At 57.1% G+C, this 21,973-nt stretch carries 16 protein-coding genes, 1 tRNA gene and 4 pseudogenes; 10 read left to right on the top strand and 11 right to left on the bottom strand.

The annotated features are described in order from the left end of the window. Positions 1–250: 250 nt before the first annotated feature. The 7 genes from C8024_RS05205 to C8024_RS05225 form a co-directional block, all read right to left on the bottom strand. A complete protein-coding gene (locus C8024_RS05205) occupies positions 251–2,665 on the bottom strand; it encodes a TonB-dependent receptor (RefSeq protein WP_173203290.1) in 2,415 nt (804 codons plus the stop codon). Between the two features lie 165 nt (positions 2,666–2,830). After that, entirely contained in the window at positions 2,831–3,355 is a 525-nt protein-coding gene (locus C8024_RS22950; RefSeq protein WP_367947163.1) for a sterol desaturase family protein, read from the bottom strand. 29 nt (positions 3,356–3,384) lie between these two features. Beyond that, a complete protein-coding gene (locus C8024_RS22955) occupies positions 3,385–3,843 on the bottom strand; it encodes a hypothetical protein (protein WP_367947164.1) in 459 nt (152 codons plus the stop codon). A 306-nt stretch (positions 3,844–4,149) separates the two neighbouring features. Then, positions 4,150–4,557, bottom strand: a complete 408-nt coding sequence (locus tag C8024_RS22960; protein ID WP_367947165.1) for a hypothetical protein — start codon at positions 4,555–4,557, stop codon at positions 4,150–4,152. A gap of 44 nt (positions 4,558–4,601) precedes the next feature. Next, positions 4,602–5,105, bottom strand: coding sequence for a hypothetical protein (locus C8024_RS22965; protein ID WP_367947166.1), 504 nt, complete (start codon positions 5,103–5,105; stop codon positions 4,602–4,604). Between the two features lie 33 nt (positions 5,106–5,138). After that, positions 5,139–6,149 (bottom strand): MBL fold metallo-hydrolase, encoded by a 1,011-nt coding sequence (locus tag C8024_RS05220; RefSeq protein WP_173203292.1) that lies wholly within the window; start codon positions 6,147–6,149, stop codon positions 5,139–5,141. Between the two features lie 17 nt (positions 6,150–6,166). After that, entirely contained in the window at positions 6,167–7,228 is a 1,062-nt protein-coding gene (locus C8024_RS05225; protein ID WP_173203294.1) for an MBL fold metallo-hydrolase, read from the bottom strand. 211 nt (positions 7,229–7,439) lie between these two features. On the opposite strand from C8024_RS05225, the pseudogene C8024_RS05230 reads away from it, so the two are divergent. The 10 genes and pseudogenes from C8024_RS05230 (at position 7,440) to C8024_RS05275 (ending at position 19,515) form a co-directional block, all read left to right on the top strand. Continuing rightward, positions 7,440–8,523, top strand: a pseudogene (locus C8024_RS05230) (putative urea ABC transporter substrate-binding protein). Between the two features lie 42 nt (positions 8,524–8,565). Continuing rightward, positions 8,566–9,380 (top strand): annotated as a pseudogene (locus tag C8024_RS05235) (ABC transporter permease). Further along, entirely contained in the window at positions 9,377–10,195 is an 819-nt protein-coding gene (locus C8024_RS05240; protein WP_173203318.1) for an ABC transporter ATP-binding protein, read from the top strand. Before C8024_RS05235 ends, C8024_RS05240 begins: the two are co-directional and overlap by 4 nt. A gap of 13 nt (positions 10,196–10,208) precedes the next feature. Further along, on the top strand, positions 10,209–10,697 hold the full coding sequence (locus C8024_RS05245; protein WP_173203296.1) for a CopG family ribbon-helix-helix protein: 489 nt from the start codon (positions 10,209–10,211) through the stop codon (positions 10,695–10,697). After that, a pseudogene (locus C8024_RS05250) lies at positions 10,694–11,517 on the top strand (urea amidolyase associated protein UAAP1). Before C8024_RS05245 ends, C8024_RS05250 begins: the two are co-directional and overlap by 4 nt. A 19-nt stretch (positions 11,518–11,536) precedes the next feature. Continuing rightward, the gene (locus C8024_RS05255; RefSeq protein WP_173203298.1) at positions 11,537–12,172 is read left to right on the top strand and encodes an urea amidolyase associated protein UAAP2; all 636 of its coding nucleotides are present in this window, start codon (positions 11,537–11,539) and stop codon (positions 12,170–12,172) included. Further along, positions 12,169–15,764, top strand: a pseudogene (gene uca / locus C8024_RS05260) (urea carboxylase). Before C8024_RS05255 ends, uca begins: the two are co-directional and overlap by 4 nt. After that, a complete protein-coding gene (atzF, locus tag C8024_RS05265) occupies positions 15,764–17,527 on the top strand; it encodes an allophanate hydrolase (protein WP_254305592.1) in 1,764 nt (587 codons plus the stop codon). Before uca ends, atzF begins: the two are co-directional and overlap by 1 nt. Positions 17,528–17,734: 207 nt before the next feature. Beyond that, positions 17,735–18,727, top strand: coding sequence for a sterol desaturase family protein (locus tag C8024_RS05270; RefSeq protein WP_100094665.1), 993 nt, complete (start codon positions 17,735–17,737; stop codon positions 18,725–18,727). Positions 18,728–18,843: 116 nt separating this feature from the next. Then, entirely contained in the window at positions 18,844–19,515 is a 672-nt protein-coding gene (locus C8024_RS05275; RefSeq protein WP_173203300.1) for a hypothetical protein, read from the top strand. A 139-nt stretch (positions 19,516–19,654) separates the two neighbouring features. Here the strand turns inward: C8024_RS05275 and C8024_RS05280 are convergent. From C8024_RS05280 to C8024_RS05295, 4 genes are all read right to left on the bottom strand, one after another. Continuing rightward, positions 19,655–19,730, bottom strand: a tRNA-Thr gene (locus tag C8024_RS05280). Positions 19,731–19,760: 30 nt separating this feature from the next. Continuing rightward, positions 19,761–20,633 (bottom strand): hypothetical protein, encoded by an 873-nt coding sequence (locus C8024_RS05285; protein WP_173203302.1) that lies wholly within the window; start codon positions 20,631–20,633, stop codon positions 19,761–19,763. Positions 20,634–20,717: 84 nt separating this feature from the next. Then, on the bottom strand, positions 20,718–21,521 hold the full coding sequence (locus tag C8024_RS05290) for a mechanosensitive ion channel (RefSeq protein ID WP_173203304.1): 804 nt from the start codon (positions 21,519–21,521) through the stop codon (positions 20,718–20,720). Between the two features lie 61 nt (positions 21,522–21,582). Next, positions 21,583–21,843 (bottom strand): hypothetical protein, encoded by a 261-nt coding sequence (locus C8024_RS05295; RefSeq protein ID WP_173203306.1) that lies wholly within the window; start codon positions 21,841–21,843, stop codon positions 21,583–21,585. Between the last annotated feature and the right edge of the window lie 130 nt (positions 21,844–21,973).

Consider the following 21,973-nt stretch of genomic DNA (forward strand, 5'->3'; position numbering starts at 1 on the left):
AAACAGTGCAGCTGTAGCAACGCCAAGCGCCGCTCAGGTTCGCCGTCCAATCAATGCGGACGCGGTGGGCAAATGGCGTACGCACGAAGCCGCGCTGCAGCCCGCACGGGCATTTTTCGAAGAGCATGGCATTCGCGTCGAATAGAGCGGCGCGGCGCTGATCGGATTACTACAAAAGGTGCGCCAATAGGGAAGGGGCACCTGCCGTTTCCGACAGGTGCCCCGTTTTAGTCACACTTGATGCAGGCTGTCAGAACTTGAACCGTCCTTCGAGGCCGACGGTCCGAGGGTTGATCACGGCCTGCCGGTAGTACCGCACGGTGACACCGTCATTGACGCCAATGCGCGAGCGGTCATTGGCTACCGACACCACAGCATATTTGTCGAAGACATTGTCGACAAACAAGCCGATCGTGAACTTGTCGGTGTCATATGAGATAGAAGCGCGGTTCAGGATATAGCTCGGGATTTTGTCACCATAGGCCCGATCCCAACCGATACGGGACACAACATTCCCGCGATAGGTTGCCGTCCAGTTTGCGATCAAATCTCCATCCATCACCGGTGTTACGTAGGTCACACCGAGACTTCCGGAGTTTTTGGCCGAGCCGGGCAAGCGATCGCCTGCCAGCGCGTCCAGCTGAACGAACCGGTTGGAATAGTCCCCTGGCGTCTCGCGAATGGTGATGATGCCGGGTACGTCCTCGGTCAATTTGGCATCGGTGTAGGAATATGTGCCCTGGATCGTCAGTTCCGGAACAGGTTTGAAGCGGAACGAGGTCTCGAAACCCTTCGACTCCGCCGAACCACCATTCACCGTAATGCCCGTCGCTCCGTAAAGCGTGGCGGAATCAACCTGAATTCCCTGCCATTTGACCTGGAAGATGTTGAAATTGAAAGACAGCTTGTTGTCAAACAATTGCGCCCGCATGCCCAGCTCGAGATTCTTGGTCGTGTCAGGTCCATATTGCAATTCTTCCGGCAGAGCGCAGATGATTTGCTGACCGGGCACGATATTATCGGGGCACGGCGCGACCCGGTTCGGACCGCCAATGCGATAGCCCTTGCTATAGGTGAAATAGGCCATCAACTCCGGTGCAAAATTATAGGAAGTGTTGAATTTCCATACCCAGCCGTCTTCTCCTGCATCCCCGCCGTTCACTGGCAGATCATAAGGACTGAGCGGATCGCCGAGCACCGGTAGCGCTGCTGCGCCGGCAATTGTGGAGCTATATTTGAAATATCGCGCGCCGGCAGTAACCTGCCAGTCAGGCGTGACCTTGAAGGAGGCCTCACCAAAGACCGCCTTTTCGGTTACTTTCGACGTGATATAGCTGACATATTCGAGCGCTTCCGGATTGGTGGCCACATCTACCCACGGGTGGTTCGGTATACGCTCGGCATAATCGCTCTGATATTCATTCTCGTTGTAAAAGCCGCCGAGTACCCAGCTAAACGGGCCGCCATGCCTTGAAACGAGGCGGATTTCCGCATTCTTCTGCTTACGGGAAGTGTCGGACTCGGTATATCCGGCGAAAGCGGGGAACAGCTCGTAATCATAATCCAGATCGAGCAGCAGGTCGGTCACGTCGCTCTGGCCGTGGTAATTGACCTTGGTATAGGCGCCCGTGGCAACGATATCGAAAATATCCGCGACATTGGCGTTGATTTCAGCGCTGAACAGATGGGCGTCGCGTTCGACCGGTTCGGTGAAGCGGCTCGCATTCTCGTAACGACCGGTGCCGAGCACGCCGGCACTGTTCGACTGCCCGCCACCAGTCTTGGTCTTTTGATAGGCGTAAGTCAGGATCAGTTTCAGGTCTTCGGTGGTTTGCAGCAGCAACTGGTTTCGGGTGGTGAACGTCCGTTCGTAGTTGAGATCCTTCTCCCTGGTGAGATTTTCGGCATAGCCATCGGCGGATATGCTGTCTGGACCATCCGGCTGCGGCAGGGATACGCCGGGTACCTGGACCAGAGTCGTATAATCTATGAAGCCAGGATCGAAGTAATAACCTGTGGCAGAACGAAAGGCGACATGATCCTCCAGGATCGGTATGTTGATCATGCCGTCAACCTGTACGCCAAAGGAGTCACTATGGGACTTGGCATATGCACGGCCGTGCACCGCTCCTTCGATACTGTTCACATTGGGGCGGTTGGGTATGTAGCGGATTGCACCAGCCAAAGTACCAAGGCCGTAGAGCGTACCCTGCGGTCCGAGAAGCGTTTCGACACGTTCGATGTCGATAAGCTTGAAATCATAATATAGAGGAACCTCACCCAGATAGATGCCGAGCGAGTCATCATAGTTGGTGCCGCTATCGTCCACACCCGATGCATTCAGCCCGCGCAGGACGATTGAACCCGTTGTCCCCGGCCCGGTGTCGGAAATTGTCAGGCCAGGTGTGAAATCGGCGAGATCACGCACGTCGTCAATCCGGTTGCGTTCAAGATCTTCGTCACTGACAACAGAAATGTTGACGGGTGTCTCCATCAATGTTGTCGCCCGGCGCGTGGCGGTGACGACGATCATATTGTCGCTTCCAGCCCCTTCGGCAGCAACGTCTTCCGACATTTCCTGGGCGAAAACAGGCGTAGCGGCCACGGTGCTGGTCAACATTGTCGCGGAAAGCAGGCCTAGCTTAAGTCTTGCGTCCTTTATCATTATTATACTCCCTCATTTTACTGCCCCGGGGGCCAGACATATGTCGTTCATCCTGCGACCTTGTCTTGAGGATCTGGTCTTTTGCCCGCTTCCCGTTATTCGGTTTTGCAGCGGACGCTTCGAAAACCGGGGCTGCTATTTTTCCCGATTTTTGCGATCCCGAACTTATTTCTCGATATATTCTCCTCCTTGAATGTCGGCCGACGATGGTTCGTCGTGCCGGGCCTTGAACTTGTTGATCAGGGGTTGAAACGGGAAGACAAACTGCTCGTAAATTGACAGCCGTCTGCGGTCATCCTGTCCTACCTCTTCGGATTCCCCGTCCCGAAACGTGCCGAAAATCCGGTCGAGCAGGATCAGGGAATTGCCGTAATTGCACCGCGTGTCTTCATAGCTCAGCGCCGTGTGATGCAGGCTGTGATGGCGGATGGTCGTGAACACATAGGAATAGAATAGAGGCGGGTTTGAACGCACATTGGCATGGGCGAAGGTGGATACCACGGTGAGCACGTTGAAGCCGCAGAACAGCGCCGCCGTGTCCAGATCGAAGATCGCAATGACGCTGAGGCTGATCAGGAACAGTTCGATCGGATTGCCAACAGACCCTTTTAGTGCGTTGAGCTGGGTAATATGGTGATGCGGCGCGTGGGTCAGCCAGGCCGGATACCAGTCGTGCATCAGTCTGTGCATCCAGTATTGACCGAACTCGTAGAGGAATATTACCAGGCGACCTGCAGCAGAAAGGGCATTTGCATGGCCCATTCCGTGCTGATGCCAATCGACTCCTTGAACGTGGCCAGCGGTTTGTCGGCCAGCGTCTCGGTTGCCCAGCCGATTGCCGTATATTGGAGGGCCAGATAGAAAATATCGGTGGCAAATTCCTTGCGCGTCAGACGCCAGCCCTCGTGCCGCTCGAGCAACTGTTCCAGACCCAGAACAAAAAAGCTGATGGCAAGCCCGGCAACCACAATGGACCAGGGACTGTCGGTCACGGACGCCGGCGCAAGCATCCAGAAAAGGACAACGGCAACGACCGTCGCGGGAGGAATAAGGTTGATCAATGTCCGCTTGATCGGACTTTCGCCCGAATGGCGTTCGGATAACGCACCGGAATAAGAGCCCGCGGCGCTGGCTTCCCGCTTTTCTGATAGTGTGTTGCGATCCGACACTCGACCCATAGAAAACCCCCTATCAAGCCGGAAATCGGCTTAATGCCTCAGGTTTTCTCCTCCCGTGGGACGTCGTTCTCAATCGCGACACCACATACGATATAGATATTACCTATTGCGTCAAGAGTAATAACCATGATTTGTTCGCAGGTGCACAATAAACTAATCAAGTGGCTGATATATGGTGTATTTTCTGTGTTTTTACGCCTGTTTTCAGCCTTGCGTGACGCTTGTTAACGCGTTCATTTTCCCCTTCTCGCGGAGGTGGAGAAAGGGAAACGAATCATCGCGGGCCCTGTCAGTCGCCAGAAATCATTATTCGGATGCGCTCTCGCCGACGCTCCACCAGGAAATGCTTTCCACGTCATGGGCGCTGGTCCAAATGCCGTTCGGCGTATAGCGCACAGCACCGCTGCCCGCTGCCGGCCCGGCGCGGGTGAGGATTTCCAGCGTCTCCGCGTCAATGGCGACGAAGGTCTGGTCCTCGGTCGTCCGCAGCCAGACCGTGCCGCCCCCGGTGTCGATGTCCCCGTACAAGAGGCTATCACCGACTTTCGTGCGACCGGTAACCTCCATGGTTTCGGGATCAACCCGGGCAACCGTTCCATCGCCCTGCTCCTGTATCCAGACGCCTCCTTCACCGGCAGCGAGAAAGCCTGGTTGCTTGCCGAGTTCAGCTGTACCGGTCACCTTGTTGGTCGCTGGGTCGATACGCTGGACCAATTTTTCGTCGCTGCTGACCGCCCATAAGGTGTCCAGGCCATAAGCTAGAAAAATGTTTGCGGAGCGACGTCGACGGTTGCGATCACTTCATTGGTTTCGGGATCTATGCGAGCGATCTTTCCTTCAGAATCGCTCGGCACCCATATCGAACCGGCACCGGCAACCACATTTGTTTCACCTTTGGGATTGGCAATGCCGGTGGCGATCATTGCTTCGACTTCCGCCGTTTCAAGGTTGATCCGATACAGGTTTGCATCCTCGCAATTGGCGACCCAGAGCGAACCGGACAATAAGGCCATCGTGCCGCACGGGCGCGGCATCTCAACCGATGCAAGCATTTTCTCGGTCGACCATTGCTCGACCCGGCCCCGATTGGTCACCCAAACTGTATCACCGTCGACGGCCAGAAAGTCGGCGAAATCCGGCACTTCGATAGTCTGTTCCACCAGCTTTTCCGGTTTCAGCGCGGCGGGGGAATCAGCCGGTTGCTGTTCTGCGGGAGAGCAAGCCGCTGCGAAAAACAGCATCAGGGCGATTGAACGTTTCATGTGAAGACTCCTGCGAAGCGCCGATATGGCTGGTTAGTAGCGATAAGGATTTGTATCGATCGTGGTGGTACTGCGCGTCTGGTTGCAGAGGAAAACCGTGCCGGTGAAATAGATGCCCGGCTCGGTGATCGTCTGGGCGTAAGCAAACGTCTCGCGCAATTGTTTCACTGTCATCTGCACCGGCGCTTCATCAGGCTGATAGGTAACACCGTAAGGATAGTCCTTGCCATCCTTGCTGATCTCTACATGGCAGCCCATGACGTGGGTAACGGGATGGGTATCAACAAATTCGATCAGCCGTTTCATGCTCTCGAACCAGGGCTCCCAGTAAGTGATGTAGCAGCGCCCGCGATAGAACATGTCGCCGGTGTAGAGAATCCGGGTGTAATTGTCATAATAGGCAAATTCCGACACCACATGGCCGGGAGAGCCCCAGATCAGAATCTCGCGTCCGCCCAGATCAAGCGTCACGCGCTGTTCCGGGTAATTGGTCATGCCCCAGAACCCGAGCATTTCTTCATGGGTCAGGCCCATATAGCGGGTGTTGGGCCGGTCGGCGAACTGATTGACCGCAGCATAATGGTCGGAGTGAAGATGGCTGAAGGCAACCAGCAGTTCCAGACTGGCCGGATCCCGCCCGTTCCGTGCGCACCAGTCCGCGATACAGTCGTCGACCACCCCGCGCAGGTCCCAGTCGTTGCGCAACTGGGTGAAGCCCTCGTCGAGCAGCAGGACACGATCATTGCCGAAATAGAGCGGCGTGAAAGGTGCCTCGAAACTATAGGCCTTGTTCTGCCGGAGGATCGCGGTGTGCGCATTATACCAGTGGACCTGAACCGGCGGATCCATGTTGTCCATGCAGGACTCCGAACCGCATATCCAGCGCTCGGGAAAGGCACCGGGCGCCGGAACATTGCGCTTGAAATCGATGGGTGCCGGGCGTGTTGCGGCCATCGCGGAATCGCCAAATGTGGTGAGTGTATTGCCGGTGACCGCAACGGTGGCGGCTGTGGCGTTATAGGATAGGAAGGTGCGACGATCCATGAGAGTCCTCTCTGGTTTCAAAACGGCCGGGGCGGGTTGATCTGGGGCACGTCCTCGGGCCAGACCGAGGTCCGCTGATCGGGACTGACGCCGTTGTAGAGTACGAAATCCGGACGGATCAGCAGCATGTCCTTGCCCTGGATTTCGCGCGCATATTGCAGCGCTTCATCGATCACTTCCGGTTCCAGCTGCAATATCCGTTCGTAAGGCTTATAGGTAGCAAAGCGCGGATAATATCTGCCGGGCGCAAACATCATCTCGACATGACCGCCGAGAATCCATTTGGGTGAACGGGCCGCCGCGAATGTCTTGAGCCGTTCCAGCGACGTTACGAAATCGCGGTCATTGCCGATATTGATCTTGCCGGGATACAGGAAATCGCCGGTGAACAGGATGCGGCAATAGGGATCGTAAAATGTGACGCCGTCCTTATGGGTGCCAGGCGTCGGGATGACCTCGATCGCCCGGTCGCCGAGATCGATAGAACCGGTTCCCGAGGGCCAACTGTTCCGGAATCCATAATGCTGCTTCATAACATCCAGCGGCGTTGGCACGATGACTGTATCCGGTCGTCCGGCAAATTGTACCAGACCCTGGTTTTGCCCAATGTCTTCGCCGGACGTCAGAGCGATAGTCAGCGGCACCTTGCTGCGCCCTCTCGCCTGTCCCCAGCGGGTGATGATGGCATCGACCGTCTCGCGCAGCGGATAATGTTTCGCATTGGCCGTTGCGCCGCTGTCGATCAGCAGGGCACCCTTGTTGCCAAACAGAAGATACGTGAAGGGCGCTTCCCAATGTACGCAAACATTCTGTCGCAGGACAAAACTGTCCTCATTATATTGCACGACCTGCACGCGCGGATCGCGGTTCTTGGCCGCGACATTGGAACCGTAGGTCCAGCGGAACGCCAGTCTGCCGGGCGCCGGGCCGTCGCTGTTATAATCATGGGTTACGGCCTCCGCCGGGTGCAACGGTACAGCGGAATCGGTATTGCGGACGCTGGGAGGATTATACCCTAAATCGGGATTGCCGTTTCCCGAAGCTGTTGGATTGAGGGTTGGTGCTGACGTCTGCGGCATCGAATACTCCTGACAAAAGTTCCAGTGCGGCGTTAGCGACTGCTTTCGATGCATCGTCCCCCGAGGCGCCCCTATCACCGCGATCCGCAGATGATTCGGCAAGCACATTCGGAAAACATAAGGATATTACGAAACATATCAATAGTAATAAATATAGATGGACAATGAGTCGTTTTGGCGCAATGCTGCAACTGCGAAAGGAAATCGAATCATGATCAAAGGGATACGTCGCGCAGGGGCATTGGCAATGCTGGTATGTGCTTTCATCATAACATCGTGCTCGCCAGCGGCCGAGGAAACGGCAGCGCCACGCACCGAATTTAATATCGGCTGGTCCATCTACGCCGGCTGGATGCCTTGGCCATATGCCCAACAAGCGGGTATCGTGAAGAAATGGGAAGACAAGTACGGCATCAAGATCAACATCGTGCAGGTCAACGACTATGTCGAATCCGTGAACCAATATACCGCGGGTCAACTGGACGGCGTCACCGTCGCCAACATGGATGCGCTCACCATCCCGGCTGCTGGCGGCAAGGACACGAGCGCAATCATCGTTGGCGACTATTCCAACGGCAATGATGGCGTGCTTCTTAAAGGCACAGACGATCTCCGCGCAATCAAGGGCCGGACGATCAACCTCGTCGAACTGTCGGTGTCCCATTATCTTCTGGCGCGCGCGCTTGACGCAGTCGGCCTGTCGATGACCGACGTCAGTACGGTCAACACGTCGGACGCGGATATTGCCGGTGCCTTCATGTCGAAGGATGTGACTGCCGCCGTTGCCTGGAATCCACAGCTGTCCACGATGAAACAGCGCCCGGAGCAAGCCTGCTTTTCAGCTCTGCCAATATTCCGGGCGAGATTCTCGACCTCTTGGTCGTCGATACCGCAACGTTGAAAGCCAATCCCAATCTCGGCAAGGCGCTTGCCGGAATCTGGTATGAAACGACCGCTCTGATGCAAAACAGGACGAAGAGGGCAAGGCAGCACGAACAGCTATGGCTGCCCTTGCTGGCACGACGCCCGAAATGTTCGATGCTCAGCTTGAAACAACCTTTCTTTATGCAGATCCCAAATCTGCTGTAGCGGCAACGTCGGACAAGGCGCTGATTGAAACCATGACCCGGGTGCGCGATTTCAGCTTCGCGCAGGGCTTGTTCGGTCAGGGCGCGAAATCAGCCGATGTGGTGGGGATGGCATTCCCGGGAGGTAAGACGCTCGGGGATCCGAATAATATAACCTTGCGGTTCGACGAGACCTATATGCAAATGGCCGCTGATGGTGCGTTGTAGTCTGGCGTTATATCGAAATAGCAAGATCGGGATTGGGGTATCATGCGCTGGGTGAATCGCCGCATAAGTCGAGGCAATAATCTGCTCCTGGGCTCCATTCCGATCTTGTTGCTGGTGTTGATCTACCTGCTGGCAGCGACCGAGCGCCACGCGATCAACCCCAGTGACAAACTGCTCCCTCTGCCAGGCGCTATGGTTCAGGCCATGTGGGGACTGCTGTTTGAACCCGACCAGTTGACGGGTCGCTTACTTTTTGGGCGGATACGCTCGCCAGTCTCCAGCGGCTCGGACTCGGGCTGGGCATCTCTACCCTGTCGGCGCTCCTCGTTGGCTTGCTGCTAGGGATCTTGCCGCCGGTGCGGGCCACTTTCGGTATGCTGGTGACAGGGATCGCCGTCATACCGCCAATTGCCTTGCTGCCGATATTGTTCATAGCCTTCGGTCTTGGCGAGACCGCCAAAGTGGCACTCATCGTCATCGGGGTCGCACCCTTCATGATCCGCGATATTGCTGCCCATATAGGCGGCCTGCCGAGAGAACAGATCGTCAAGGCGCAGACCTTGGGCGCAAACACCTGGCAACTGATATTGCGGGTGGCCCTGCCGCAAGCCATGCCCCGCCTGATCCAGGCCGTTCGCCTTTCGCTCGGGCCAGCGTGGGTGTTTCTGATCTCAGCCGAGGCCATCGCTTCGGATATTGGCCTCGGATATCGCATTTTCCTTGTCCGTCGCTATCTCGCGATGGACGTCATTCTGCCTTATGTCATGTGGATCGCATTGATCGCTGTGGCACTGGACTTTCTGCTCGCCCGCTCCAGTCGGAGCCTGTTTCCCTGGGCACATGGAACAAGCCGTTGAGTGCGGTCTTGAGCCTGCGCAACCTGTGGGTCGAATATGGCGACAAGGTGGTTCTGGAGCGCATCAACCTTGAGATCGAACAAGGCTCTTTTGTTTCAATTATCGGACCTTCAGGGGCGGGCAAGAGCAGCCTGCTGAGAATCATACTCGGACAGGAGGCGCCGACCAGCGGGAGCATCCTGCTCGACGGTGTCCCCCTGAACCCGGAATGCGGACCGGACCGGGGTGTCGTGTTCCAGCGCTACTCCGTTTTTGCCCATCTCACGGTCCTGGGCAATGTGCTGTTCGGACTCGAATGTGGGCAGGCACCTTTCACGGCCCGGCTATTCGGAACCCGCCGGAGGGCTGCCGTTGCGGAAGCGGAAGAGATGCTCGCGGCGGTTGGGCTTGGCGACAGCCTGCATCTTTATCCGGCGCAGATGTCCGGAGGCATGCAACAGCGACTGGCAATTGCTCAGGCGCTTATAAAACGTCCCCGCATCTTGTTACTCGATGAGCCTTTCGGTGCGCTTGATCCGGGCATCCGGTCGGACATGCACGCGTTGATAACGCGGTTGTGGAGAGAATATGCCCTGACTATAATCATGGTTACCCATGATATTCGCGAAGCCTTCTCGCTCGGAACCAGGGTTCTGGCCTTGGACAAATTGCGTCAGGATCCGCACGCGCCGCACCGCTATGGCGCCTCTGTGGCCTACGATATTCCGATCGATAAAAAGCACCTGTTGCCGGAAGATATCGACATCGGCGTAGCGGACGGTTGCAGCATCGAAATTATGGGCAGTATTACTGTTGACACAACTAATAATAACTGAGAGGAACGAGAGCATGATATCGGAACCTACAAAACTCGCCCGGCTAAGCATGAGCCTGCCTGCAGAATTATTGCTTCATCTCGACAATATGGTTGAAGAACGCGGTCTGCCGTCACGGTCTCAATTGATGGCAGAGCTGATTCGCCATGCGTTGGCAGAGCACGAAGCACTGACACGACCGGAAGAAATGCTCGCCGGAACAATCACTCTGGTTTATCGCGGCGACCACGCGGGCGTGCGTCAACAACTCGCTACAACCCAGCTACATTATCTGAAAGAAGTCATCTCCTCGCAGCATGTCTTCCTGGAGGACGACCAGTCACTGGAAGTGTTGCTGGTACAGGGGCCGGCGGTACGGCTAGAGAAGCTTTGCGATGCCTTGCGGCGCATTCGTGGAGTGCACCAGTTGCGGCTTGTCACCACCACCGCATTGCTGCCTCAACTTCATGAACAGGATGAACTGGCCAACAAGAACAAGAAAGGCAGGAGCGCCGCAGCATGACCAAGCCGCTGGCGGATCCTATGGCTGCACGCGACCATGCGCGGGCGATGGCCGGCACGACGGTTGATGCCATGCCGGTCCTGCCTCCGGTCGCCGACGATCTGCCCGCCGAAGTGGCCGCCGGGGATTTGCTCTGGGAGGAAACGATCGCTGCCGGCGGTTATGCCACCCGCAAACTGGCCCGCGGATCCCGCTTGCGCCTGACAGACCTCGAGGGCGACGCATGCGCTTCGGTCCTCCTCTTCAACGCAGAAATGCCGACCGAGCGGCTCAATGTCGCGGATACGGTGAAGGTGCAGTGGAACGCCTATCTTGGCGCCGGCAAATTGCTGCTCTCGGACATGGGCCGCGTGATGATGAGCATATTGGAGGACGAGGCGGGCACCCACGACGCCTTTTGCGGCGCGTCCAACGCCGCGACCAATGAAGCCAAATATGGAGAAGGTCGCAACAGCAGCGCCTTCCCCAACGGCCGGGACCGTCTCTTGCTGGGATCTGCCAAGCATGGATTGCAAAGACGGGATGTACACCCGTGCATCAATTTTTCAAAGGAACGAAGATCGAGGCAGACGGGACCATCACGCCGCTGGTCGGTCCCTTCGAGGCCGGCCGCGAGCTGCTGCTGCGCGCCGAGATGGATGTGATTGTCGTGATCGCCAATTGCCCGCACATTCTCGATCCGCGGGAGAAGTGGACCGTCGCTCCGCTGCGTGTTTCAGCGTGGCGCGGGCCGGTGACGTCCGCCGACGATCCCATACGCAACGCGACGCCGGAAGGCGCGCGCGCCTTTCTGAATGTCGAAGATTATTTCCGTCGCTAGGAAGGAAACAGGCCCAATCATGACAGCCCCCCAAGGATTAGAAGGTCTTTCCGGTACAATCATTCATGACGAGATCGTGCCCGCACGTGCGCCTTGGCTTTATCACATAGCCGCGGGCCAAACTCTTCGCATTGTCGATCTGGAAGGGAATCAGGCGGTGGATTTTCTGCTCTATTCGACGGCCGACGATGCTGAGCGCTATAGCGCGCAGGACACCGTCGCCGCGCAGGCCAATCTGTTCCTCCGTACCGGCACCGTTCTGCGGTCGAACGAGGGAAGGGCGATGATGACGATCCTCGCCACGTCAGTCGATTATCATGACACGATTGGCGGTGCCTGCTCCTGCGAGTCCAACACGTTGCGCTATGGCCACCATACCAAGAGCCAGCATGCCTGCGTCGAGAATTTTCTCGAGGCCAACCTTACCGAAGGCCGGGGCAAGCGGGACATCGTGCCCAATATCAACTTTTTCATGAACGTGCCGGTGGAGGAAGACGGAGCGCTGGGAATCGTCGACGGTATCTCTGCACCGGGACTGATGGTCGACCTGCGCGCTGAAATGGACGTCACCGTAGTGGTGTCAAACTGTCCGCAAATCAACAATCCGTGCAACGGGTTCAATCCCACCCCGGTACGGATGATCGTGGCCGCATGAGCGTTGCTACGGTCCTGATTGCAAATCGCGGTGCAATAGCCACTAGAATTATCCGGACGGTACGCCGCATGGGAATGCGGTCGGTCGCGGTCTATTCCGAAGCCGACGCCGACTCCCTGCACGTATCGCAGGCGGACGTTGCCGTCTGCATCGGCCCTGCCGCTGCGACCGAAAGCTATCTCGATATTGCCGCTATCCTCAAGGCCGCACGGGAGACCGGTGCAGGCTTCATCCACCCGGGCTATGGCTTCCTTGCGGAAAATGCCGAATTCGCAGAGGCATGCGCCGCGGCGGACATTGTTTTTATAGGCCCTACGCCGGAAAATATGCGAACATTCGGCCTGAAACACAGCGCTCGTGCGCTGGCGACCGAACATGGCCTGCCGCTCGCGCCCGGCACCGGTCTTCTTGAAGATGAAGACGAAGCCGCAAGCGCTGCAAATGAAATCGGCTATCCGGTGATCCTTAAAGCCACGGCTGGCGGCGGTGGCATTGGCATGCATATCTGCGAGGACGAGGCGGCTGTGCGCAAGAACTGGGACAGCGTCGCTCGTCTCGGGGCGGGGAATTTTGGCGACGCCGGTGTATTCCTGGAACGCTATATCGCCCGCGCACGCCATATCGAGGTCCAGATATTCGGCGACGGAACCGGCCGGGTCATGCCGCTCGGCGAACGGGATTGCTCGCTGCAGAGACGGAACCAGAAGGTCGTCGAGGAATCGCCAGCGCCGGATCTCGGCGACAATGTCAGGCGTGATCTAATCGGCGCTGCGGTCCGTCTCGGCGCAGCTGCCCGATATCTTTCCGCCGGCACTGTCGAATTTCTGTTCGATGCCGAGCGCGAAGAATTTTTCTTTCTGGAAATGAATACCCGGCTTCAGGTCGAACATGGCGTCACCGAAGAAGTCATGGGTATTGATCTTGTCGAATGGATGATCCGGGGGGCTGCGGGCGACTTCGCTTTCCTGGATCGCGAGCCACCGGTATCAAAGGGCCATTCGGTGCAGGTCCGCCTTTATGCCGAGGACCCCGCGCTGGATTATCGCCCGACCACCGGGACAATTACCGCTATCGATTTCCCCGAGTCCATGCGTGCCGAGACATGGTGTACAGCGGGCAGCACGATCAGCGCCTGGTATGACCCGATGATCGCCAAGCTTATTGTTCACGCCGATACGCGAGAGGCGGCAATTGCGGCCATGCACACCGCGCTCGACGAAAGCCGTGTGGACGGACTGGAGTCCAACTTGCGCTGGTTGCGCGCCGTTGTGCGGGACGAGCGGTTTGTGGCAGGTCAGGTCGCGACGCGGTTGCTTGATACTATTGTCTATAATCCACACAGTATCCGTGTGGTGTCCGGCGGCACGGCAACCACGGTGCAGGACTGGCCCGGTCGCGTCGGTCTCTGGTCCGTCGGCGTACCGCCCTCTGGCCCGATGGACGATCATTCCTTTCGGGTCGGCAACCTGCGGCTAGGCAATCCGGAAGGGACAGCCGGGCTCGAGATCACCTTTACCGGTCCGACGCTGTATTTCACGGCGCCTGCACGGATCTGTATCACCGGAGCAGATTTCAGTCCCCGACTGGACGGAGAACCGGTTGAACGGGGAGTTCCGCTCGATATCGCGGCGGGGCAGACACTCGCGCTCGGCCGTGTCAGCGGAGGCGGCATGCGCGGTTATATACTGATCGCGGGGGGGCTCGACATTCCTGCCTATCTCGGCAGCCGCAGCACATTCGAACTCGGCCAGTTCGGAGGCCATGCCGCCCGTAAACTGGTGGCAGGGGACACGTTGCATCTGGCGGAAGCGGACGTCAGCGTCCCCGCCCCGGTTACCGCACTATCGGATTTCGGAAATCTCTGGACGCTGCGGGTATTATATGGCCCCCACGGCGCTCCTGACTTTTTCACCGAGGACGATATTCGGGCGACACTCGATGCCGATTGGCGTGTGCACTATAATAGCAACCGCACCGGCGTTCGACTGGTCGGACCCAAGCCGCACTGGGCGAGGGCCGATGGCGGGGAGGCGGGCTTGCACCCGTCCAACATCCACGACAATCCTTATGCTATCGGTGCCGTCGACTTTACCGGCGACATGCCGATCATTCTGGGTCCTGATGGACCGTCGCTGGGCGGATTTGTCTGTCCGTTCGTGGTAATTGCTGCGGACCAGTGGAAAATCGGGCAGCTTGCTCCGGGCGACCGCCTGCGGTTCGTGCCGGTCACTCTGGACGATGCCGAAGCCGCCGACCGCGCTCCGCTGGAACTCACGGCACAGCCGACGCGGACCGGCCCGCAGCGCGAGATATCCGACCTTTCTCCTTTTCTCGCCGATACACCAGCCCAGGGGTTGCGCCCTCGCACAGTGTACCGCCAGCAGGGCGACCGTAATATATTGGTCGAATATGGACCGATCGTTCTGGACATCGAACTGCGTATCCGTGTTCATGCCCTGATGACGCTTCTCGAGGAGAAGGCGTTGCCCGGCGTGATCGATATTGTGCCGGGCATCCGTTCCCTGCAACTTCACTTCGATGACAGGATTCTCGACCAGCAGGGTGCGCTTGCCGCGCTCATGGAAGCCGACAATCAACTTGGCGATCTTGAGGACTTCACGGTGCCTTCCCGCATCGTGCATCTGCCGCTCAGTTGGCGGGACCCGGCCACGCTGGAAACAATCGAAAAATACATGGCTGCAGTCCGGGATGACGCGCATGGTGCCCGGATAATATCGAATTTATTAAGCGCATCAATGGCCAGCCCGATGCGAATGCAGTCGAGGACATCATTTTCGATGCAAGCTATCTGGTGATGGGACTGGGCGACGTCTATCTCGGCGCGCCTGTGGCGACACCGGTCGATCCCCGGCACCGGCTGGTGACCACCAAATATAATCCGGCTCGTACATGGACGCCACCGAATGTTGTCGGAATTGGCGGTGCCTATATGTGCATTTACGGCATGGAAGGTCCGGGCGGTTACCAGCTGTTCGGACGCACCATTCAGGTTTGGAATACATATCGCCAGACCGATGCCTTTGTTGACGGCAAGCCGTGGTTGCTTCGCTTCTTTGACCAGATCCGGTTTTTCAGCGTAACCCCCGAGGAACTGGTTGAATGGCGAAGGGATTTTCCCAATGGGCGCCGTTCGATCCGGGTCGAGGAATCGGAATTCCGACTCGCCGACCATCGCGCATTTCTGGCTGAAAATGCAGAATCCATCAAAGCTTTCGAAGGGAATCGGCAGTCCGCTTTCGAAGCAGAACGTGCCCAATGGCAGCAGAATGGCGAATTTGACCGCGTTACCCAATTGACAGAAGACCCGGCGCTTGGCGCGCCCGCTGCCCCTGCGATCGAACTGCCAGAGGGCACGGACTTGATCGAGGCGCCCTTTGGCGGAAGCGTATGGAAACTCTTGGTTGCGGAAGGCGACAAGGTAAAGGCAGGGGACGTTATTGCCGTGATAGAAGCCATGAAAATGGAAAGCCCGCTCGAAAGTCCGGATAACGGCACGATTGCCGCGCTCTATATCAGCGAGCGACAGTCGCTGGAACCCGGCGCGCCGATGCTGGCGTTGAGGAGGCATTGATGACCAGGTTAGACCGGCAAAGCCCTGCGGCGATCGCAACAGCCATAAGGGGTGGAAAGACAAGTGCGCTGAAAGTGGCACAGGAAACCCTCGCCCGCCTTGATGCCTATGACAAGATTCAACCGCAAATATGGATTAGCCGCGCTGCACCTACCGAATTGCTTGCTGCGGCACGCGCGGTCGATGCCCGAATCGCGGCGGGAGAACAATTGCCGCTCGCCGGTGTTCCCTTCGCCGTTAAAGATAACATCGACGTTGCCGGCTTTGAAACCACCGCAGGTTGTCCGGCCTTTGCCTATTCCCCCGCCGCTTCTGCAACCGTCGCCGAACAGCTGCTTGCAGCAGGCGCCATCTGCGTTGGCAAAACAAATCTCGATCAGTTTGCGACGGGTCTCGTCGGTACGCGCAGCCCTTATGGCATTCCCCGGAATGCCTATAATCTGGCCTATGTCAGCGGCGGATCAAGCTCGGGTTCGGCCGTTGCGGTCGCAGCGGGGCTTGTCGGCTTCGCGCTCGGAACCGATACCGCCGGGTCGGGGAGGGTGCCTGCAGCATTCAACCATCTTGTGGGTTTCAAACCGACGAAGGGGCGCTGGAGCACACAGGGTCTCGTGCCCGCTTGCCGCACTATCGACTGTATCACCGTGTTTACCGACAATTTGTCGGATGCGCGCCTGGTGGACGATGTCCTCGCGGGCTTTGATCCGGCGGATCCCTATTCGAAGCCGCTAGCCAATGTCTCGCTTCAACCTACGCGGATCGGCGTGCCGCGCCGGGACCAGCGCGCCTGGTTCGGGGACAGCCAGTCGGAATATCTTTACGATCAGGCAATCGCCCGTCTGGCAGCCGACGCCGATATCATCGAGCTCGACATATCACCGCTCAATGAAGCGGCAAGTCTCCTCTATAATGGCCCGTGGGTTGCCGAACGAACAGCAGCCATTCAGGATCTATTGGCCAACGAGCCCGATGCGATTGATGAAACGGTGCGCCAGATCACAGAGGCCGGTTTGCGAAAGACTGCTGTCGAAGTGTTCAATGGCATCTACCGTCTCGCCGATCTCAAACGCCAGGCAGACGCGCTTTGGAACGAGGTCGACATGCTCGCCTTTCCCACTACCGGCACGACCTATCGTGTCGCGGAATTGCTGGCAGCGCCGATCGCTTTGAACAGCAATTTGGGCTTCTATACAAATTTCGTGAACCTGCTCGACATGGCAGCAGTGGCGGTGCCGCGGGAACCGTTCGAACGGGACTGGCTTCGGAATCACTTTGATCGGCGCAGCGACAGCGACCATGCGCTACTTGATGCAGCGGAAACCTATCGCGGGACAGCAGAATTGCCTGCTCCGCCCGCACTTGACCTGGAGGGAAAAATGGAAAGCGTGAAACTTGCAGTCGTCGGGGCCCACTTAAAGGACATGCCGCTGCACTGGCAGTTGACCTCGCGTGATGCCGAATTCGTCGGCTCCTTTGAAACCGCCCCGACCTATCGGCTTTACGCAATCGCCGATAGCGTTCCACCAAAGCCGGCGCTGGTCCATAGCGGGGATGGTGCATCCATCAAGGTCGAGGTTTACCAACTCGACGTCTCGGCCTTCGGCAGTTTCGTAGCCGAAGTACCCGCTCCGTTGGCAATCGGAAATGTCACCTTGGCCGATGGCACCACCGTTAAGGGTTTTGTCGCTGAATCGCGCGCAACCGACGGCGCCGAGGATATTACCGATCTTGGCGGCTGGCGGGCATATATCGAGGCGAAATAGCATCAGTGTGACCGTTAACTGCGAAAAATTGCGGCCTTCAGAATGAGGTAAATATTACGCTTGACCTAATTGATAATATCAATACCATGGCCTTCATACCAAAAACAAGAATCGTTCACAGGAGAGACACTGCAATACCGGGCCGGTTTAGCGCTCGGGCAGTCGCTAATCTTGGGCCAAGGCCCTCAGGCAACAGAGGTAGGCAGCATGAACGGAGTTCGGGTAGGAAATAGAATAATTGGAGCTGATGCACCGGTCACTGTCGGATGGGAAAATATCGGCAGGGTAGAAGGCGGACCTGCCAAGCAGTTCATCTTCACATATTTCCAGCCCACGATACTCTTCGCCGTCCTCGCCTTCTGGTATTATGCACCCAGTTCCATTGCTGTAGCATCGACGGCTATCTGGATGGGGATATGTTTCAAACTGTTCCTGCTGGCCCTCGAATGGGTTAACCCGCGTTATGATAGCTGGCGCCTGACCTGGAAGGAATTTGCCACCGACCTCTTCTATGTCGGACTCGGCTACACTTTGCTCAGGATGGTGGACAATTACATCGGTGACGGTGTCATTATCGAAGCCATCCAGAACTCCTTCGACTGGGAAAAACTGTCTTGGTTCACTGATTTGCCGTTGCTGGTGCAGGCCCTGCTTATCTCGCTGATTTTCGAGTTCGGCCAATATTGGATGCATCGCGGCATGCATAATTGGTACCCACTCTGGCTGACCCATGCGCCTCATCATTACATCACCCAACTGAACATCAACAAGGGTGCGGTTGGCAATCCGATCGAACTGTTCCTGATCGGACTGGGGATCGGCGGTTTCTTCGATTTCATCCCTCGGGCTTTTCTGCTCGCTGGTGCAATCGGTCTGACTGTGGGCGTTTACCAGCATATCAACGTCCGCTTCAACTCGCCGCGTTGGTGGCGGTTCCTGTTCAACACCACCGAGCATCACAGCGTGCATCACTCGCAGGATTATGAGGCAACACGCAGCAATTATGGTGCCAGCTGGATCATCTTCGACCGCCTCTTCGGCACATGTGTCGACGGTGAAGCAGAGTTGCTCGGCATGGAAGGCGGCAGGCGCATGCCGATCAACGAAACCATGGTCTTCCCGTTCACCGAGGGATATAAATCCCTGAAATCCCGGATCCGCGATCGCCGCCAGCAACCCACCGCCATCCCGGCCGAGTAGTTGATCATCTTTTCCCTGCCCGGAACGTTCTTATCGCGGCAAGGGCTATATTTACCACTGAGCGTTGCGGAGCCGACGGCTTCCCTGTGCCCCGGAAATTGCTGGAGGAATTGTAAGTGAAATTGCCTTTCATCGACCGAATCTGGCGGGTGAAGGGCTCGCTACCCCTCGAAACGCCCATGACCCCGGCAACTGCTTTCGACAAGCTTGATCCGCTATTCCAGACCAATGGTACGAGCTACGAGATTGCAGGCGATACACTCACCTTCGCAAAGAAAAATCCCGCGGCCCAAGACAAGTTGGCGACCTTTACCCGCGGCACGCTGAAGGTCGGCGAGTTGGATGGGCGTTCGGTACTGAGTTATAACGTAACCAGCCCGGCATTGCTGGCCTGTTTTCTGGCACCATTACTGTTTCTGGCCTTGGGTCAGGGAAATGTAGCCATTGGCGAATATGAAAAATCAAAAGCCGAAGCCGCTGAGAAATCGGGAAAAAGCGACAAGGAGAAAAAGCCGGACGAAGAGGACAAGGATATAGAATTGCACTGGATTGACGTCGCCTTGGGTGCACCTGCACCGGAAAAGCCCGACGAAAAAGACAAGGAAGAAGACAAGTATAAGAAATATTCCCCCAAGCCGGCCTATATTCTGGCGGCAATTTTCGCGACGCTTTATCTGGTCGGACGAATTCTCGAACCGTGGCTGCTCAGGTCTATCTTCCGTAAGAATCTGTCAGACAGGGCGACGACAGGCGATATTGATCCGGGCGAGCGTCTTAGTCGGGAATGACCAACGAGCAATGCCCGCGCCGATAGCGGTCTTGTTAAGATCGGAGAAGGGACTGGAAAGCCGCCACAAAATGCCTCGTGGCCGCGCTCGGCATTGTTTCCATATTGAAATTGCACGGTTTACGCAGTCGATGCTGGAATGGTGCCGAATATCCGACTCGAACGGATGACCTACCGCTTACAAGGCGGTTGCTCTACCAGCTGAGCTAATTCGGCATGCACTGGATTTGCTGGGCGCTATTAGCGTCAAACCACGCCAAAGGTCCAGCCCTCTTTTTGTGCGATTTCACTGGTCATTGCGGGCGGGTTCCAGAGCGCGGGATTGGTCGCTTCCCGTTTCATCCATGCGGCGGTGATCAGCGCGTCGGTGCTGTGGTCGTCATAGCGGGCCAGTCTCGCCGGGACGGGCGTATCCAGCTTCGCCAGCGCTTGTTTGAGGCCGGCGCGATCACGGACTTTGCTGCGGCCTTTGGGCTGACCAGCGGCGAGAGCAGCAACCGTTGTATATATCTCTACAATCACGGGACCGCTGTCGGGAACCGGATCAAATGGCCAGACGGGAATCGCGCCATTCAGTTGATGCAGCAACCGCATGCCAGTTAGGCTGGATTTTCCGACCTGTGCTGCGCCGACCAGATTGAAGCAGCTAGCGCTGTTCGCCTGTCCGGTGGCGCGTTGGTAGCGCTCGACTACGCGCAGGCGCCCGGTACCGCCGGTAAAAAGATCGCCGACAATGCCCTTTCCATGGCGGAAGTGGCGGCTTGCCTGCCCATGGTCTAGAAAACTGGCGACATTCAGATGGGGATCATCACGGCACAAAGCATCGATTTGCCGCCACAAGGCCTTCGCATCATCGGGGCTCTCGTTCCATTCCGGGAAATAGGCGTCTTGATCGAGAAAGGGCAGCGCCATCGACAGGTCGAAACCGATCAACATATCTTTCCGATCCTCTACAAGCCGCAGGAGCCATGCGAGAACATCTTCCCGCGACCAGCGCGGATCGGGTGATATCAGGGCAGGGGGGCCTTCGGGACCGATGACGGCGACCGCGATGCCGTGCGGACGCTCGGTTCTGGCGCCCGACCAGTCGATACAGGCAAAATGGGAAAAGCTACGCACCGGCGATCCTTAGCGGATCAAACCGGCAAAAGAAAAGGGCGAGTCCATCGGACCCGCCCCATTTTATTTCCTGTTGGCCAGCGGCTATTTCTTGGCGACTGGTTTGCGTGCCGCAGGCTTGCGCGCTGCTGGCGCCTTGGGTTTTGGCGGATTGTTGCGCAGATCCTCCAGAACCTTGCCCGCAACATCGCGACCACCCCAGCCGAAGGCGAGAGCCGCCGCCGCTGCGCCGCCGATTACCAGCGCGGTAAATGCGGTCTGCACGATCTCTTCTCCGACACCCATGAACTGCAGGCCCATGAAGGTGAAGAGGATGATCGTCGCATAGCGGATGATGGTACCCGCCATGCTGCCTTCGTCGGCAGTGCTCATTACCCGAGCGAGCAGGTTTGCGATCAGGAAACCGGCCATGATCACAACGCCGCCGAACAATACACGACCACCGAGTTCAAGCACCTGGTCCAGTATCTGGGTAAGCTCAGGAAAACCGAGCAGGCGTGTTGCTGCAATTGCAAAGAAGAGCATGATGCCGATCTGTGCAATGCGGGCCAATATGGACGTCAGCGATGTTTTCTCAGGCAATATGCCGATCGCCGCAACCGATTGGTCAACACCCAGGCCAGGCAGAATGTCCTTGATGATCTGAACTACAAATTTGCTGATCAGATAACCCAGGCCCAAAGTGATCGCTGCCGAGAAAATGGCTGGCAATGCCTGGAAGATGGTCCGCAGCATTTCGCTGGCCGGTCCCGAAATTGACTCGATATCAAGAATATCGAGTGCGAAGATCGCGACAAAATAACGGTCAGTGCATAGACGATCGATCCGATTGTAGAAGAAATCTGGCTGTTTCCGGTCGCAGTGTCGATGCCGCCGCGATTGGCCCATTTGTCAAAATCAAATGTCTGTAAGGCGGTTACCACAAGGTCGCGCAATATATCGGCGATCTTCAGGCCAACAAAAAGACCACCACGGCCATCACGATTCCCGGCAAGGCCTGCATGACGGTGTTGAGCAATCCTTCGATCGGCTGCACCACGCCGCCCATGCCAAATACGGTCAGAACAGCGATCAGGCCGAATAGCCAAATCAACAGGCTGGCGATCTTGCCCAGCGATTCTCCAAGAGACGCTCCTGATCCGGTATCGCGGCGCAAAAATCCGATATTGTCTACCAGTTTGGCAAAGGCCCATTTGGCGGCTTTTGCCAAAACCAGGTGATAAGTAGAATCACGAGAGCTAGCCCGATCTTCTGTCCTATTTCAATGGCAAGCTCTGTATCCAGAGCATAATTGCCTATCCGCATACCGTCCATATAGCATCCCCTATGTCGTCTATTGT

The organism is Sphingopyxis sp. BSNA05 (assembly GCF_013265645.1).
In the GTDB taxonomy this organism is placed as follows: domain Bacteria; phylum Pseudomonadota; class Alphaproteobacteria; order Sphingomonadales; family Sphingomonadaceae; genus Parasphingorhabdus.

Bases quoted from the DNA above. Each gene is read 5' to 3' on its own strand.
- C8024_RS05245 (WP_173203296.1), top strand. From the start codon at position 10,209: ATGATATCGGAACCTACAAAACTCGCCCGGCTAAGCATGAGCCTGCCT.
- C8024_RS05255 (WP_173203298.1), top strand. From the start codon at position 11,537: ATGACAGCCCCCCAAGGATTAGAAGGTCTTTCCGGTACAATCATTCAT.
- C8024_RS22950 (WP_367947163.1), bottom strand. From the start codon at position 3,355: ATGCACAGACTGATGCACGACTGGTATCCGGCCTGGCTGACCCACGCG.
- C8024_RS22955 (WP_367947164.1), bottom strand. From the start codon at position 3,843: ATGGGTCGAGTGTCGGATCGCAACACACTATCAGAAAAGCGGGAAGCC.
- C8024_RS05225 (WP_173203294.1), bottom strand. From the start codon at position 7,228: ATGCCGCAGACGTCAGCACCAACCCTCAATCCAACAGCTTCGGGAAAC.
- C8024_RS22965 (WP_367947166.1), bottom strand. From the start codon at position 5,105: ATGAAACGTTCAATCGCCCTGATGCTGTTTTTCGCAGCGGCTTGCTCT.
- C8024_RS05290 (WP_173203304.1), bottom strand. From the start codon at position 21,521: ATGGGCCAATCGCGGCGGCATCGACACTGCGACCGGAAACAGCCAGAT.
- atzF (WP_254305592.1), top strand. From the start codon at position 15,764: ATGACCAGGTTAGACCGGCAAAGCCCTGCGGCGATCGCAACAGCCATA.
- C8024_RS05205 (WP_173203290.1), bottom strand. From the start codon at position 2,665: ATGATAAAGGACGCAAGACTTAAGCTAGGCCTGCTTTCCGCGACAATG.
- C8024_RS05270 (WP_100094665.1), top strand. From the start codon at position 17,735: ATGAACGGAGTTCGGGTAGGAAATAGAATAATTGGAGCTGATGCACCG.
- C8024_RS05220 (WP_173203292.1), bottom strand. From the start codon at position 6,149: ATGGATCGTCGCACCTTCCTATCCTATAACGCCACAGCCGCCACCGTT.